We start from the raw sequence: 15,967 nt of genomic DNA on the forward strand, positions 1-15,967 counted from the left end.
TCCCCCCCGGACAGCACCCCTGCGTCCGCCGGCCCTCCGGACCCCCGTGGCGGCGGGCCGGGCTGACCGGGAACCCCCCGGATACAAGCGTTAGTCTCGGATCGGGCCGCTTCCGGGTCTGTCGTGTGATCCCTCGCGCTTCTTAGGGGCTCCCCCACGCCCGTGTAGGGTCCGCCCCACACCCGGGCGGTCATCGGCCCTGTGACGTGCGGCGGCGTGCTCGCGCCGGCCGCAGCGCGCCGGCCGGATCCGGGGTGGCACACACGCAGACGTCGGGTTGTCCCCACATCGCCCGTGGAGTTCGCCCCCTGCGCCTTTCAGGTGTGCTTGACAGCCACCGGCGGCGACGGCGGCACATCCTGTGTCACGAACCGAACCGAGGTGACATCACGTGTGCGGGCCCTGGACCAGGCGGAACGCGGCCGGCCGCGCGGCACACGACCACTGGAGGCTGCCTTGATCCAGGCGACTGACATCCCGCCGACGACGGACGGCGCCGCCGTCCCCGTGCCCGCGGCGGTCCCGCGCGGGCACGGGCGCCAGCGGGAGCAGATCCTCCAGCGAGTGCTGCGGCTCCTCCACCGCGAGGAGGGAGGGGTGCTGTGGATCGAGGGGCCCGCCGGCGCCGGGAAGTCCCGTCTGCTGGCCTTCGCCGCCGAGGAGGCGGCGCCGGCCGGGGCCCTGGTCCTGACCGGCGGCGGCGTCGCCGGGCACGGCATGCCACCGCTGGCCCCCCTGCTGGACGCCCTCGGTCCGCTACCGGCGCTCCGGAGCCGCGAGCCCGGTAGCGCGCATCGCGAGCCGGGGACGTACCCCGAGGCCGGTTCTCCGTACCAGTTGATGCGGCAGGTGGAGGACCGCCTGCGGGACCTCGCCCACGACCGGCCGCTCGTCGTCGTCCTCGACGACGTGCAGCACTGCGACGAACCGACGTTGCTCGCGGTGCGGGGACTCACCGCGCGGCTCGCCGGGCTGCCGCTGCTGTGGGTGCTCGCCGCACGGTCCCACCACGACGTGCCGGCCGTGGAGTCGCTGCGGCGCGATCTGCTCACCGAGCGGGCGGTCCCCCTCGACGTCCCGGCCCTGGACCCGGAGGCCGTACGGCTGCTGGTCCGGGACCTGTTGGGGCCGCGGGCCGCGCAGGCGGATCCGTACCTGCCCCTCTGCGGCGGCCTGCCGGGCGCCGTCAGACAGCTGTGCGCCCTCCTCGCCTCGCGGACCGGGACCCCCGGCGCCGTCCGTACCGGCGGGGACCCGGTGGCCGGGGCGGTGGCCGCCCGCAGGCTCGACCAGTTGACGCGGCACGCGAAGGAGCTGGTGCTGATCGCCTCCGCGCTGGGCGACAGCCTCACCGTCCGGCACCTGTCCCGGGTGCTCGGCTGCCGCGAGTCCGCCCTGCTGCGCCCCCTCGGCGAGGTACTGGCGGCAGGGCTGATGCGGGCCGGGCAGCAGCACCTCGCCTTCGCGCACCCGTCCGTGCGCGACGCCGTCGTCGCCACCCTGCCGCCGCCCGTACGGCTGTCCGTGCGCCGGCGCTCGGTCGACCTGCGGCTCGCGGACGGCACGCCCCCGGCGGTGCTCGCCGCCGAGATCGCCGAACTGGCCGAGCCCGGCGACGAGCACGCGATCCGCGTCCTGGCGACCGCCGCCCGGGAGCTGGCACCCCACTCGCCCGCGACGGCCGCGGCCCACCTGCGCCGTGCGATGGAGCTGAGCCAGGACGCCGCTCCCCGGCGGATGCGGCTGGCGGCACGGCTGATTCCGCTGCTGTGGGAGACGGGCGAGGCCGACGAGGCCCGCGCCCTGGCCCGCGAGGTGGTTCAGGTGCCGCCGGACGCGGCCACCCACGCGCGGGTGTGCCTGGAACTGACCCGGATGGGCGGCCGGTTCCCGGTGGCCGAGGCCGAGGCGCATCTGCGCCGGGCCCTGGGCCATCGCGAGGTGCCGCAGCCGGTGAAGGACCAGTTGCTGTCGACGACCCTGCTGAACCGTCTGCTGGCGGGCGAGGCCGAGGAGGCCGGCGGAGCCCTGGCCGGATCCCTGGCCCGCGCCCGGGGCACACACCCGCTCAACGACCTGACGCAGCGCACCCTCCGGTCGATGAGCGCCTGCCACCGGCAACGGTGGACCGAGGCGCTCGGACACAGCGAGTCGGTGCCGGCGAAGGTCGCCGAACTGGACCCGGCGTACGGGGCCGCCCTCCCCGAAGTGGTCGTCTCGACGGTCTGGAGGGCCGCGCTGCTGGGCCTGGCCGGTGACGGCACGGCCGCCGCGGAACTGGTGGAGGGCGGTCTGGCGGACGCGGAGCAGCGGGGCCGGCGGGCGTACCTGCCGCTGTGGCGCACCGCGCGGGCCCGGCTGCTGCTGGACGGCGGCCGGCTGCCGGAGGCGGCACGGGAACTGGCGGCGGCACAGGAACCGGCGGCGGCACGGGAACCGGCCGCCGCCGGGGCCGGGCCGCGTGCTTCGGGGACGTCCGCGGCGAGCGAGGCGGCCATGGTGTGCGCCCGGGCCCGGATCGCCTTCCACACCGGGGACGACGCCGAACTGGAGGCCTGCTCGGCCCTGGCGGCGGCCTGCCTGGAGGGCCAGGACCGGCAGTCGCGCAGGGCCGGGGCGTGGATCGCGGTCCTGACCGCCCTGTACCGGGACGAGGCCCTGACCCGTCATCAGCTCGGCGTGGCCGCCGCCCACCTGCGCCGCGGCTTCCTCCACGCGACCTGCCTCGACGCCGGGGACGTGGTGCTGCTGGTGGCGGCCGCCCTGGCCTCCGGGCAGCGTGACATGGCCGCCGCGGCGGTGGAGTTCGCCGAGGAACGGGCCCGGCTCAACCCCGGCCTGCCGCTGTTCGCGGGCGCCGCCGCGCACGCCCGGGGCCTGTTCGCCCGGGACGCGGACCTGCTCGCCGAGGCGGCGGAACTCCACGGGGCCGCCCGCCCCCTGCTGCGGGCCCGCGCCCTGGAGGACGCCGGGGAGTGCGCCGCCTTGCCCGACGCCGGCACGGCCCGGTCGCGCTTCGAGGAGGCGTTGCGGCTCTACACCGGGTGCGGGGCACAGCGTGACGCGCGGCGGGTGCACGGCAGGCTCCGCAAGCTGGGCATCCGGCCCCTCGGCACGGCGTGCGCCGCCGCCCCCGCCGTCCCGGAGCCGGAATGGCGCGGGCTGACCCGGTCGGAACTCGGCGTGGTGCGGCTGATCGCTCACGGTGCCACCAATCGCGAGGCGGCGGAGCGGCTGTTCCTGTCCCCGCACACCGTGAACACGCACCTGCGGCACGCCTTCGAGAAGCTCGGCGTCCGCTCCCGGGTCCAGCTGGCCCGCCTGTACGCGCGGGAGGTCGACTCGGCGGCGGTCTCCGCCTGAGCGGCCGGCGCGCCGGGGTCCGCGCGCTCGGCCGGGCACTTCCGCGCCGGACGCCACACGATCCGGCGGGTTCCGGTCACCGTGCCCTCGTCAACTCGACCCGTCAACTCGACTCGTCAACCAGGCACGACACACCGCAGGCTAAGATTCCGCCATGAGCCAACCACTGCGGGCGGTGCTCGGAGAAGACCAGCCGATCGTACGCGAGGGCATCGCGACCATCCTGCGCCACGCGGGCATCGACGTCGTCGCGTCCGTCGACAACGCGGTGGACCTCGTCCGCGCCGCCGAGGAACACCGGCCCGATGTGGTGATCACCGACATCCGGATGCCGCCGGCCCTGGAGGCCGACGGCCTGGACGCCGTACGGAAGATCCGCGCGGCACGGCCGGAGACCGCCGTGATCGTCCTCTCGCAGTTCCTCGACTCCTCCTACGCGCTCGATCTGGTCGGGGACGATCCGAGCGGGGTGGGTTACCTGCTGAAGGAGAAGGTGGCCAGTCCCCAGATCCTCATAGACGCCGTCGAGCGGGTCGTGGCCCGCGACTCGGCGCTCGACCCGGACGTCATCTCGGCCCTGCTGGGGCGCAAGCGCCCGGAGGACCCGCTGGCGGCGCTGACGCCGAAGGAGCGGGAGGTTCTGGCCCTCATGGCCGAGGGCCACTCCAACACCGGGATCTCCGAGAAGCTCTTCGTGAGCGTCGCCGCCGTGGAACGGCACGTGACCGGCATCTTCATGAAGCTGGGGCTCAGCCAGACGGCTTCCGGGCAGCACCGGCGGGTGCTGGCGGTGCTGCGCTACCTCGGGCAGTAACCGGGGGGCTGCCGGGGCTCACCGCCCGGGGCCCGCGGGCCCGGGCGGGCCGGGCCGGGCCGTCAGGGCGCCGAGGGGGCGAACAGGCCCCGCAGATCGGCGTCGAACAGCTTGTCCTTGGCGACGAAGGACTCGATTCCCGCTCCGCGCAGTTCCTCCTGCGACCAGAACGACTTGTCCGTGGAGGTCAGCACGATCCGCGGCGGGGCGTCCTCCTCGGCCAGCCGGCGGGCCACGCTCAATCCGTCCAGGTCGGGCAGGTGCAGGTCGAGCAGCAGTCCGTCGGGGCGGTGTGCCCGCACCGCGGCCAAGGCCGAGGCGCCGTCCCGGGACTCCGCCACGACACGCAGGCCCCGTGCCGTCAGCAGCGTCGTGGCGATGCGGCGGAATCCGGGGTCGTCGTCGACGACGACGATGTTGATGCACATGTCCTCAGCATGCCCAACGGTCGGACGGCGGGGCCATAGGGGGAGCCCTACGGTTTGTGTATCACTCATGCAAGGGGATTTCCGCACGCGCCCTTGTGGCCTCCCGCACCGGACGGGCGGCGTCGGGCGGGTTCCGCCTCGACCGCGCGGCCTCCCCTCCCCTGTCCGCGGCCCGCTCGATCAGCGCGCGGGTGCGCGGCGGCAGTTCCTCGCGCAGCGAGACGACGGTGCTGGTGCGCACGACACCCGGCACGTCGAGGAGTTCCCCCGAGACGCGGTGCGGGTCCGCGGTGTCACGGGCGACGACCTTCAGCCGAGGGCGGCGGGGGCCCTGCGCACACCGCCGCGGAAACATGGGGTCCGCTCCATCACGCGGGACGTCCGCAGCGAGAAACATACGTTCTGACCTCCCCGGAACCGGCTGTCCCCGGGGGACGCGCCGCCGTTTCCGTCGCGCGTCCGTGGCGTCAGTCGGCGGCCGGACCCCGCGCGTCCTGGCCGGTGCACACCCCGTTCTCCCAGGCCCAGGCGGCGATCTCCACCCGGTTGCGGGCGGCGAGCTTGCGCTGGACGCTCCCGAGGTGCGTCTTGACGGTGGACAGGGAGACGTGCAGCTCGGCCGCCAGCTCCTCGTTGGTACGGCCGCGCGCGACGAGTCGTACGACGTCCAACTCGCGGGCGGTGAGCGGGAGTTCGAGCACTGTCGGGCGGGCGGGGGGCGAGCCGCGCCGCCGGCCCGCGGGCCTGCCGGGGGCGGCCGGGGACACGGCGTCGGACGCGGCGTCGGTCATGTGCCGGAGCAGCCGCACCGTCACCGCCGGGGAGATCAGGGCGTTGTCGGCGGCCACCGCCCGCACCGCCTCGACGAGCAGCGCGGGGGAACCGTCCTTGAGGAGGAAGCCGTAGGCGCCGTTGCGCAGCGCCCGGTACACGTACTCGTCCAGGTCGAAGGTGGTGGCGATGAGCACCTTCAGCGGGTCGGCCGCCTCCGGGCCCGCCAGCAGCCTGGTCGCCTCCAGGCCGTCGATTCCCGGCATCCTGATGTCCAGCAGGCACACGTCGGGACGCAGCCGCCGGGCCTCCCGCACCGCGCTGGTGCCGTCGGCCACCGAGGCGACGATCTCCATGTCGGGCTGGGCGCCGAGGATCATGCCGTAGGCCGAGCGGATCATCTGCTGGTCGTCGGCGATGAGGATGCTGATCGTCATGGCTCCAGGGTGGCAGTCGTACGGTCGTCACCGTGACGCCGGTCGTCGCCGGGGACGGGCAGCGGGCCGGGCAGCGGGATGTGCGCCTCGACGAGCCAGCCGACGCCCGCTCGCGCCCCCGCGGTGACGGTGCCGCCGACCATGGCCGCGCGTTCCGCCAGCCCGACCAGTCCGTAGCCGGAGCGCGCGGGCCGGCCCACGCCGCCGGCGGGTTCGCCCGCGCCGCCGTCGGCGAGTTCCGCGCCGCTCCCGGCGGCCTCCGGTCCGTCGTCGGTCACCGACACGAGCACCGCCGGACGGGCGGTGTCGCCGCCCAGCCGTACGTCGACGGTGACCGACTCGGCCCCGCGCGCGTGCTTGCGCACGTTGGTCAGCGACTCGCGTACGACCTGGTGCACGGTGGCGGCCACCCCCGGCGGCAGAGCCGCCGCGGTGAGGCGGGGATCGAGGGTGAGCCTGGTGGCCGGGCCGGTCGCGGAGAAGCGTTCGGTCAGGGTGCGCAGGTCGGCGAGTTCCCCGCCCGGACCCGCCGTGGACGCCGGGCCGGCGGGATCGCGCAGGACCGCCACCATGCCGCGCATCGACTGCATGGCCTGCGACCCGGCCTCCTCCACGGCCGCCAGCATGCCGTCCAGTTCCTCCGGCGACGGGGGGCGGCCGGCCGCCGTCGCGTACCTGACGGCCTTGGTCTGGGCGATGATCGCGGTCACGTGGTGGCCGACGAAGTCGTGCAGTTCGCGCGCGTAGTCGAGGCGTTGCGCCTGGAGGCCGGCCTGGTGCTCCTGCGCCCGGTACCGGTCGAGCAGCCGGAGGTACAGGCCCAGGACCGCCGCCAGGACGGCGGCGAACCAGAACGCCGGGACCGCGAACGGCACCAGCGGTCGGTACTCGGACCGCGGCAGCCGCAGGAGGATCACGGTCAGCGCGACCAGCGCCCCGCCGGCCAGTGCCGCGGCGCGCGGCGGCGGACGCAGGCGCGCGGCGCGGACGACGACCAGCAGCAGGGCACAGGTCTCGACGAGCCCGAAGGTGGTCTCGGGCCGGGCGGCCACCCGGGTGGTCACGAGGGTCACCAGGCAGGACGCGAGGACACCCGCGGCGGCCACCGCGTCGAAACGGTCCCGGCGCACGGCGGCGGCGGCGAGCAGCAGGCCGCCGGCCACCGTCCAGGCCGCGGCCAGCGGCACGGAGCCGGTGTCCGCGCCCTCGGTCGCCACCGCGGCGATCAGGAGCACCGCCGCGCAGGCCGCCGCGATCCGCCTGCCTCCCGCCGGGACGTCGAAGAGCTGGTTCATGCCGGGAGGGTACGGCGCTGCCCCACCGCCGCGCCTCGTCCGTTCGGCCGAGTAACGCCCGGCCCGCGCCCGCACCTTCGCACCTCCGGCTGATCCGCGCGCACCCCGGTCCCGGTCAGGATCGGACCGTCCGCCGGCTCCCCGGCACCGTCACCCCCGACCGCAGCGCTGGAAGGCCCCATGCTCCGTACCGTCGTGCGTTCCGTGCTCCGCGACCGGCACCGCTTCGTCCTGCCCGCCCTGGCCGTGCTGATCGGGGTCGCCTGCGTCAGTGGCTCCCTGCTGTACACCGAGTCCCTGGCCCGGGGCGCCGAGCGGCTCCAGCGGGCCTCGCGCCCGGACGTGTCCGTGGAGGTGCGCCCCACCGGAGGCGGCGCGGCGCCCGGCGAGGCGCTGCGGCGCAGGCTCGCCGCGCTGCCCGGGGTGGCGGCGGCCCGGGGCACCCTGCGCGGCCCGGCCTTCCTCGTGGCGCGCGACGGCACCCTGGTGGGGCCGCCGTCCGCCGACGCCGGCGTGGACTTCGTGCCGGACGCGCACGGCGCCGACCCCCGCTACCCGATGACGCGGGGGCGCGGCCCGCAGGGTCCCGGGGAGATCGCCGTGGACCGGTGGTCGGCCGAGCGGGCCGGGCACCGGGTCGGTGACCGGATGCGGGTCGTCGTCGCCGGCGAGGTCCGCTCGGTCCGGCTCACCGGTGTCTTCACCGTGTACGACCCCGCCACCGCCGCCGACGGCACGGTCACCGCGTTCGACGGTGCCACCGCGCGGGCCCTGTTCGCGCCGGCTCCCGGCCGGTACGCGTCGGTGACCCTCACGGCCGCCTCCGGCACCTCGGCGCCGGCCCTCGCGAAGCGGGCGGCGCGGATCCTGCCGCGCGGCCTCGACGCGGTGACCCGCGCCGAGCTGGACAGGGAGGCCGCGGCGGCGCCCGACCGGCAGAAGCTCGGCACGCTCCTGCTGCTCTTCGCCGGCATCGCCCTGTTCGTCTCCGCCTTCCTGGTGAGCAACACCTTCACCATGCTGAGCGCGGTGCGGGCACGCGAGCACGCCCTGCTGCGCGCGGTGGGCGCGAGCCGCCGCCGGGTGCTGGGCACGGTGCTCGCCGAGGCCGCCGTCGTCGGAGCCGTGGCGGCCGTGGCCGGGTACGCGCTCGGGGTGGGCGTGGCCACGCTGCTCGCCGCCCTGTTCGGACCGGCCGCCGGGCCCGCGGACACCGCCGCGCCGGCGCTGCTGTCCCCCCTTCCGCTGCTGACGGCCCTGTGCGTCGGCGTGGGGTTCACGGCCGCCGCCGCGTACGTTCCCGCCCTGCGGGCCAGTGCCGTCGCCCCGGTGGCGGCACTGCGCACGCACCTGCCGGCCCCGGCCGCCGCCCTGCGGCGCCGCAACCTGGCCGGCCTCGCGGTCACCGCGGCCGGTGCGCTGCTGATGGCCGCCGGCGAGGGCGACCTCGGTGTCCTGTCCCTCGCCACGCCGGTGCTGCTGGCCGGGCTGATCCTGCTCACGCCGCAACTCGCGCGCGCCGCCACCCGGGCGCTGCGTGCGCCGGTGCGGCGGCTGACCGGGGTACGCGGCACCCTGGCCCTCGCCAACGCGCGCCGCGATCCACGGCGTACGGCCGCGACCGCCGGCGCGCTCACCGTGTGCGTGGCGCTCGTCAGCGCGGTCACCGTGGCACTGTCCTCGCTGAGCGCCACGGCGGGGCGGGAGGCGGAGGCCGGCATGCCGACGGACCTGCGGATCACCGCGGTCGACTACGCGCAGGTCGGCGCCCACACGGCGGCCCGGGTGGCACGGCTGCCGCACGTGGCGGCGGTCAGCGCGGTCCGCGAGGCCGGCATCCGCCTCCGCGACGGTTCCGACCTGTGGACCACGGTGGTGGATCCGCGGGCCGTGGGCCGGGGCCGCCTCGCCGACCTCACGGTGCGCGCGGGCAACCTGGACGACCTGGCCGACCGGACCGACGCCATCGCGGTCACACGGGACCTGGCCGAGGAGCACGGGTGGCACCTGGGCGACCGGATCGCCGGCCGGCGGCTGTCGGACGAGGGCACGGCGGACGGCCCCGCGCTGGACCGCCGGATCGTCGCGGTCTACGACGGCCCCGACGCCCTCGGCCCGGCCCTGCTGCCGGAGAGCGCGGTGGCCGGGGGCGGTACGCCGGAGAGTGCGGTGCTCTCGGTGCTGGTGCGTGCCGAGCCGGGGCACACCGCCGCGCTGAAGGAGGAGATCCGCCGGGCACTGCGCAATCCGGTGCTGCTCGTCGAGGACCGGGCGGACGCGGCACGGGACGCGGAGCAGGGCTTCGGACCGCTGTTGTCGGTGCTGTACGCGATGCTCAGTGTCACGGTCGCCGTCGCGGCGCTGGGCGTGGCGAACACCATGGGCATGGCGGTCTTCGAGCGGGCGCGGGAGATCGGCCTGCTGCGCGCGGTCGGCCTCGACCGTGCGGGCGTGCGGTCCATGCTGCGGGTGGAGGCGGTGGTGGTGTCGGCGCTGGGCGCCGGGCTGGGCATCCTCGCGGGCGCGGCCGCCGGGGTGGCGGCGGTGGCCGGACAGCACGGGGCGGTGATCTCGGTGCCGTGGGCCGCCCTGCTGGCGCTGCTCGCGGGCGCCGGCGCCGTCGGTGTGCTCGCCGCGCTCGGACCGGGTGTGCGGGCGGCGGCGGTACCGGTGACGCGGGCGGTGGGCGGCGAGGTCGGGTGAGGGGTGCGGGACGTATGCCGTTCGCGGATGCGCGGGCCGCTCCCGCTCCCGCTCCCGGCCCACGGGTGGAGCACCGGGACGGACGCATGGCCCGCGCACGGGGCCTGCCCTGGCCGGTCAGGCGTCCAGCAGCCGCTCCGTCGTCTTCCGCAGCGTCTCGGCCACGTCCCCGAGGTCGTCGAGGTAGCCGCCGGCCATCGCCCCGTCCCGCAGGACCAGCAGCGTCCGCGCCAGGTCCTCGGGTTCCGGGTGGCCCGCCGCGTCGGCCTCGCGCAGGACGCCCAGGAACCACCGGCGGTGCTCCGCGACGCAGCGGCGCACCGGGTGCCCGGGGTCGGGGTGTTCGGCGGCGGCGTTGAGGAAACCGCAGCCTCTGACCCCGACCGCCGGGGCGCACCCCGTGTACGAGTGCACCCCTGCTCCGGCGTCAGTAGGTGGTCACGAGGGGCTTCGTCTCGTCGACGACGTACGTGGAGAGCATCATCGTCGTCACCGTGCCGACGTTGCGGGCGTTGTGGATGGCGCCGTTCGGGATGAAGAACGGGTCCCCCGTGCGCAGCCTGAGCGGCGGCCTGTCGTCGAACTCCATCAGGACGTCGCCGCGGATGATGTAGCCGACCTCGATGCCGGGGTGGCTGTGCCGGCCCGACTCCTTGTGGCGCGGGATCTGCACGAGCGTCTGCACGGCTTCCCAGCCCTGGGCGGGCGAGGGGTGTTCCTGGAGCAGGGTGCGTGTCACGCCCGCGGTGGGGTCGGGGTCCACCGGGTGGTGGGCGGCGAAGTGCCCGGCGGGCTCCGCCGCGGCGGCGGTGGACGACAGGGCGGCGGCGCCGAGCGCGCCGGCCGCGGCGCCGCCGGTCGTGCGGAGCAGGAGGCGTCGGTTGATCATCGTGTGTCCTTCTCGTCGGGGCCGAGCCGCACATGCAGAACGACCGTTCTTCTACGAGGCAATCACACGTTTCGACACACTCACAAGGGTGAAAGTCGGCCACCATAGACACGTGTGTCACGGGCCCCGCGTGAGAACATGTGGGCGGCGGACAGCCGGTTCGGGCTTCGGCCCGCTTCAAGCATCACGCCGACTCCCGCCGCTGTCGCGGCGAGTGACGGCCCGCCAGTGGCCGGCGGGATGTTCCGTGACAGTATCCGGTGTGCGCTACCGCCCCAACAGGCCGACAGGGGAGGGGAGATACGTGTCCAGACCGCCGATCCGGTCGCGAGCCTCTGACATCTCACTCGCAGCAGTCGCAGACCCGGCCGGCAGCCCCGGCCGGTGCGGCACGGCCACCTCGTACCGGTCAGCCCGTCGGTGCCGTCAGCAGGACGTCGTGGACGACCGACTCGTCGTCCACCACGATCGTGGACTCCTGCGGCTGGTAGCCGTCGGCGGAGGTGATCAGGACGTACCGCCCGGAGCCGGGGGCGTCCAACGTGTAGGAACCGTCGGCCTGGACCTCCGCCCGGGTCACCTGCCGGCCCTCCGGTGAGGTCAGCGTGACCGCGGCCCCCGGGACGGGCTCGCTCCCGGCGGCGCGGACCCGGCCGCGGACCGGGATGCCCTCGGACCCGGGGGCCTGCGCGACCGCGTCGACGGCCTCCGCCGGCACGGGTACCCCGGCGACGGCCTCGGCGGTCTCCGCCGCCTGGGCCGCCTCCACCGCCTGGACCAGGCCGCTGGAGGCGCGCAGCGGGACCTCCTTGATGAACAGGGTCACCAGGAAGGCGATCAGCGCGACCGGGGCGACGTACATGAAGATGTCGCCGATGCCGTGCCCGTAGGCGCCTTCCAGCCAGGTGCGGACCGGGGCCGGCAGCAGGGCGAGGTCGGGGAGCCGGCCGCCGCCGGAGGCCTTGGCGGCCACGGCCTGGTCCGGCGGGCTGAGCTGGGTGACGGTCTCGCGCGCGTAGTGGCCGATGCGGGTGGTGAGGACCGAGCCGAGCACGGAGACGCCCACCGCGCCGCCGAGGGACCGGAAGAAGGTCACCGTGGAGGACGCGGCGCCGAGGTCGGTCGGGGCGACCTGGTTCTGGGTGCACAGCACCAGGTTCTGGAGCGTCATGCCGACGCCGAGGCCCATCAGCGCCATGCACAGCGCGATGAACAGGTACGGGGTGTCGTAGCGGAGCATGCCCAGCAGGGCCAGGCCCGCCGTCAGCAGCACACCGCCGGTCAGCAGCCAGCCCTTCCACTTGCCGGTGCGGGTGATGACCCGCCCGGAGACCGTGGAGGAGACGAACAGGCCCGCGATGAACGGGATCGTCATGATGCCCGACCTGGTCGGGGAGTTGCCGCGCGCGAGCTGGAAGTACTGGCTGAAGAAGACGGTGCCCGCGAACAGCGCGATGCCGACGAAGAGGGAGGCGAGGGAGGCGAGGGCGATGGTGGGGTTGCGGAACAGCCGCAGCGGGATGATCGGCTCCGCGGCCTTCGTCTCGACGAACAGGAAGACCAGCGCCAGCACGATCGACGCGGCGACCAGGGTGTACGTCTGCCAGGACAGCCAGGCGTACTTGTCGTCGGCGAAGGTGACCCAGACCAGCAGGGTGCAGACGGCCGCGGTGACGAAGAAGGCGCCGGCCCAGTCGACCTTGACCTCACGCTTGGCGACCGGCAGGTTCAGCGTCCGCTGGAGGACCACCAGCGCGACGAGCGCGAAGGGGATGCCGACGAACAGGCACCAGCGCCAGCCGAGCCAACCGGTGTCGGTGATGACACCGCCGAGCAGCGGACCGCCGACGGTGGCCACGGCGAAGGTCGCGCCCAGGTAGCCGGAGTACCGGCCGCGCTCGCGCGGAGAGATCATCGCGGCCAGGACGACCTGTGCCAGCGCGGACAGACCGCCACCGCCCAGGCCCTGGATGACACGGGCGGTGATCAGCGTCGCGGGGTTCGGCGCGAGACCGGCCACCAGGGAGCCGACGGAGTAGACGATCAGCGCCGACTGGACCAGGATCTTCTTGCTGAACTGGTCGGCGAGCTTGCCCCACAGCGGGGTGGAGGCGGTCACCGCCAGCAGGGAGCCGGTGACGACCCAGGTGTAGGCGCTCTGGCCGCCGCCGAGGTCACCGATGATCGTCGGCAGTGCGTTGGTGACCACGGTCGAGGACAGGATGGCGCAGAACAGGCCGAGCAGCAGTCCGGAGAGCGCGCGCATGATCTGCGCGTGGGTCATCGGCGCGTCGGGCGAACCTCCTCTTGGACGGGCGTGGGCCCGCACACCGGCTTTCGGGGTGGTTGTCATGGGGTTTCTCGTCCTTACGTGGTGACAGCGGGTGTACGGGGCGAGCGGTCGTCCTCGGGGGTGCGGGGTGACCGGTCGTCCTGGGAGGTACGGGGCGAGAGCTCGCCCTCGGGCGGTCCGGTGCCGGGGTCCTGTTCGGTCCCGGGGTGCCGTTGCGCGCAGGGCTCCTCATCGGTCCACGGATCCTCGAAGCTCGCCCGGAGCCGGGCCATGAGGCACGTCAGCCGCAGGATCTCCTCGTCGCTCCAGCCGCTCAGCCGCCGGGCGAGCGTCTGGGCGGTGTGCTCGGACAGCCCGGCGAGCACGGCCCGGCCCGCGCGGGTCAGGCGCAGGATGCGCGAGCGCCGGTCGGCGGGATCGGGGCTGCGGTCGATCCAGCCCCGGGCCGCCACGTGCGCGACGTGGCGGCTGGTGACCGACATGTCGACGGCGAGGAGTTCGGCGAGCCTGCCGATGCGCATGTCGCCGTCACGGCCGAGCAGTGCCGGCACCGTGGTTGATGAAGGTGCTCGGTTGCCTGGGGCAGGCATTTCAGATGTGCCCTGGAGCACATGTCACCGGAGACATGTGTTTTCGGGTGCGGCGGCTCAGTGCAGGATCCGCCGGGCGACATTGGTGGTGACCAGGTCGAGGAGTTCCTCGCCCCGGCCGGACAGGATGGTGCGGATGGCGTAGAGGGTGAAGCCCTTGGCCTGCTCGACCGTGACCGCCGGCGGCACGGACAGCTCCTGGCGAGCCGTCATGACCTCGACCAGAGCGGGTCCGTCGTGCGCGAAGGCGCCCTTGAGCGCGTCCTCAAGGTCACCGGGCCGCTCCACCCTGCGGGCCCACAGACCGACCGCGGCGGCGACCTCGGCGAGCTGCGGGTTGTCCAGCTCGGTCGCGTAGTTGACGATGCCCGCCGCCTTCATCTCCAGCTCCACGAAGTTCAGCGAGCCGTTGTTGAAGACGACGATCTTGGCGGGCAGACGGTTCTGCCGCAGGGTGAACAGCTCCCCGAGGAGCATGGTGAGCCCGCCGTCGCCCGACAGGGAGACCACCTGACGGCCCGGATACGCCGCCTGCGCGCCCACGGCGTGCGGCAGGGCGCAGGCCATGGTGCCGTGGTTGAACGAACCGAGCAGCCGCCGGTGTCCGTTGAAGGTCAGGTAGCGGGCCGCCCACACCACCGGGGAACCGACGTCGACGGTGAAGACCGCGTCCCGGTCCGCGAGGCGGTCCAGGGTGCGGGCCACGAACTGCGGGTGGATCGGGGTGCGTTCGCGGTCGTTGACGGCGAGCGCGTCCAGCGACTTGCGGGTGCGGGCGTAGTGGGCGAGGGCCTCGTCGAGGTGCTTGCGCCCGCTCTTGACCGTCAGCAGCGGCAGCAGCGCGGGCAGGGTGTCGCGCACGCTGCCGACCAGGGGCAGGTCGACATGGGTGCGCCGGCCGATCTGCTCGCCGCGGATGTCGAGCTGGATCACCTTCGCGCCCTGCGGATAGAACTGCCGGTAGGGGAAGTCGGTGCCCAGCATCAGCAGGGTGTCGGCCTCCTCGATCGCCTTGTAACCGGAGGCGAAGCCGAGCAGACCGGTCATCCCGACGTCGTACGGGTTGTCGTACTCGACGTACTCCTTGCCCCGCAGCGCGTGCACGACGGGCGCCTTGAGGGTCTCGGCGAGCCGGACGAGGTCGTCGTGGGCGCCGGCCGCGCCCGCGCCCGCCAGGATCGTCACCCGCTGCCCGTTGTCGAGCAGCGCGGCGGCCTCGCGCAGGGCGGCGTCGTCCGGGCGGACGACGGTCCTGGCCGGGCGCACCACCGTGGGGGCCAGGTCGCGGCCGGTCTTGCCGAGGAAGATCTCGCCGGGTACGACGACGACCGCCACGCCCCTGCGTTCGACGGCCGCCCGCATCGCCATCTCCAGGATGCGCGGCCCGTGCTCGGGGCTGGTGACGACCTCGGCGTAGACGCTGCACTCGGCGAACAGTTCCTGCGGTCGCGTCTCCTGGAAGTAGCCGGAGCCGATCTCGCCGCTCGGGATCTGGGCGGCGATGGCGAGGACCGGCACGCGGCTGCGCTGGGCGTCGAAGAGCCCGTTGATCAGGTGCAGGTTGCCGGGACCGCAGCTACCGACGCAGACGGTCAGCTCTCCGGTCAGCCCGGCCTCGGCCGCCGCCGCGAAGGCGGCGCTCTCCTCGTGCCGCACGTGCACCCAGTCGACCTCGCCGTCGCGCCGGATGGCGTCCGTCAGACCGTTGAGGGAGTCGCCGGGCAGGCCGTACAGGCGCCGCACGCCGGAGGCCTTCAGGGAGGCGATGACGTGGTCAGCGAAGGTGGGCATACAGGTCGCCTTTCGTCGGTCGTGAGCGCGTCCGGGGCGGCGGGGAAGCGCGTGGGCCGATACCCGCCCGCTCTCGGCCCGGCACGCGTGAGCAGCGCATGATCAGTGTCGGGGAACCGACATTGGGCACACATCCGTCGAATGACTGCGTGACCGGCGCGACGGTGTCTTCCGTCCCTGGGTCGGACGACTGTCCGGCTCCCCCCCGGCGGCCCGAGGGCCACGGCATGCGGCCCTCGGCCCGGTTCGCACCGGCGCGGACGGCCCGCGGTCGCCCGCGTGGCGGTCAGCGCTCGGTGGCGGGCTCTGCCGTGGCGGTGTCCGCGGCAGGGGCGCGGCCGGCGTGCGGCACGGTGGAGGCGGTGGTTCCGTCCGCGGCGTCGTCCTCCCGCATCGCGCGGGCCTCGCTCTTGAGGATGCGCATCGAGCGGCCCAGTCCGCGGGCGGCGTCGGGCAGTTTCTTCGACCCGAACAGCGCGATGAGCACGACCGCCACGATGAGCAGGTGCCAGGGTTCCAGTCCGTTGCGAAGCATTGCGTGTTCTCCTCGGGTCAGGAAGGTCGGTGTGTACGGCCAGTGCGTGGGCCCTCGC

Annotated in this window: 12 protein-coding genes and 1 pseudogene; 3 read left to right on the forward strand and 10 right to left on the reverse strand. The window is 74.7% G+C overall.

What is annotated here, in order from left to right; genetic code table 11:
- The first annotated feature begins 456 nt into the window (after window positions 1–456).
- Complete coding sequence (locus AQJ11_RS40975; protein ID WP_059266831.1) at window positions 457–3,363, forward strand: helix-turn-helix transcriptional regulator; 2,907 nt, start codon at window positions 457–459, stop codon at window positions 3,361–3,363.
- A gap of 154 nt (window positions 3,364–3,517) precedes the next feature.
- A complete protein-coding gene (locus AQJ11_RS40980; protein WP_014669137.1) occupies window positions 3,518–4,177 on the forward strand; it encodes a response regulator transcription factor in 660 nt (219 codons plus the stop codon).
- Between the two features lie 62 nt (window positions 4,178–4,239).
- Here the strand turns inward: AQJ11_RS40980 and AQJ11_RS40985 are convergent, their stop codons facing one another.
- The 4 genes from AQJ11_RS40985 to AQJ11_RS41000 form a co-directional block, all read right to left on the reverse strand.
- Window positions 4,240–4,605, reverse strand: a complete 366-nt coding sequence (locus AQJ11_RS40985) for a response regulator (protein ID WP_014669136.1) — start codon at window positions 4,603–4,605, stop codon at window positions 4,240–4,242.
- Window positions 4,606–4,666: 61 nt separating this feature from the next.
- On the reverse strand, window positions 4,667–4,960 hold the full coding sequence (locus tag AQJ11_RS40990) for an AsnC family transcriptional regulator (protein ID WP_014669135.1): 294 nt from the start codon (window positions 4,958–4,960) through the stop codon (window positions 4,667–4,669).
- Window positions 4,961–5,072: 112 nt separating this feature from the next.
- Window positions 5,073–5,813, reverse strand: coding sequence for a response regulator transcription factor (locus AQJ11_RS40995; protein WP_059266811.1), 741 nt, complete (start codon window positions 5,811–5,813; stop codon window positions 5,073–5,075).
- Window positions 5,810–7,108 (reverse strand): sensor histidine kinase, encoded by a 1,299-nt coding sequence (locus AQJ11_RS41000; RefSeq protein ID WP_059266812.1) that lies wholly within the window; start codon window positions 7,106–7,108, stop codon window positions 5,810–5,812. Before AQJ11_RS41000 ends, AQJ11_RS40995 begins: the two co-directional genes overlap by 4 nt.
- A gap of 180 nt (window positions 7,109–7,288) precedes the next feature.
- Here AQJ11_RS41000 and AQJ11_RS41005 point away from each other — a divergent pair, with 180 nt between their 5' ends.
- Window positions 7,289–9,811, forward strand: a complete 2,523-nt coding sequence (locus AQJ11_RS41005; RefSeq protein ID WP_059266813.1) for an FtsX-like permease family protein — start codon at window positions 7,289–7,291, stop codon at window positions 9,809–9,811.
- Window positions 9,812–9,928: 117 nt separating this feature from the next.
- On the opposite strand, the gene AQJ11_RS41010 is transcribed toward AQJ11_RS41005, so the two are convergent.
- From AQJ11_RS41010 to tatA, 6 genes and pseudogenes are all read right to left on the reverse strand, one after another.
- Entirely contained in the window at window positions 9,929–10,225 is a 297-nt protein-coding gene (locus AQJ11_RS41010) for a hypothetical protein (protein ID WP_244218618.1), read from the reverse strand.
- Window positions 10,226–10,238: 13 nt separating this feature from the next.
- Window positions 10,239–10,700 (reverse strand): cupin domain-containing protein, encoded by a 462-nt coding sequence (locus AQJ11_RS41015; protein WP_014669129.1) that lies wholly within the window; start codon window positions 10,698–10,700, stop codon window positions 10,239–10,241.
- Between the two features lie 317 nt (window positions 10,701–11,017).
- Window positions 11,018–12,984, reverse strand: a pseudogene (locus AQJ11_RS41020) (MFS transporter); the annotation flags it as partial.
- 83 nt (window positions 12,985–13,067) lie between these two features.
- Window positions 13,068–13,544, reverse strand: coding sequence for a MarR family winged helix-turn-helix transcriptional regulator (locus AQJ11_RS41025; RefSeq protein ID WP_398780765.1), 477 nt, complete (start codon window positions 13,542–13,544; stop codon window positions 13,068–13,070).
- Window positions 13,545–13,640: 96 nt separating this feature from the next.
- On the reverse strand, window positions 13,641–15,374 hold the full coding sequence (gene poxB / locus AQJ11_RS41030) for a ubiquinone-dependent pyruvate dehydrogenase (protein ID WP_059266815.1): 1,734 nt from the start codon (window positions 15,372–15,374) through the stop codon (window positions 13,641–13,643).
- Window positions 15,375–15,660: 286 nt separating this feature from the next.
- Window positions 15,661–15,909, reverse strand: a complete 249-nt coding sequence (tatA, locus tag AQJ11_RS41035; RefSeq protein ID WP_014669124.1) for a Sec-independent protein translocase subunit TatA — start codon at window positions 15,907–15,909, stop codon at window positions 15,661–15,663.
- Window positions 15,910–15,967: the final 58 nt, after the last annotated feature.

The sequence above is a fragment of the Streptomyces corchorusii genome (genome assembly GCF_001514055.1).
GTDB lineage: Bacteria > Actinomycetota > Actinomycetes > Streptomycetales > Streptomycetaceae > Streptomyces > Streptomyces olivaceoviridis.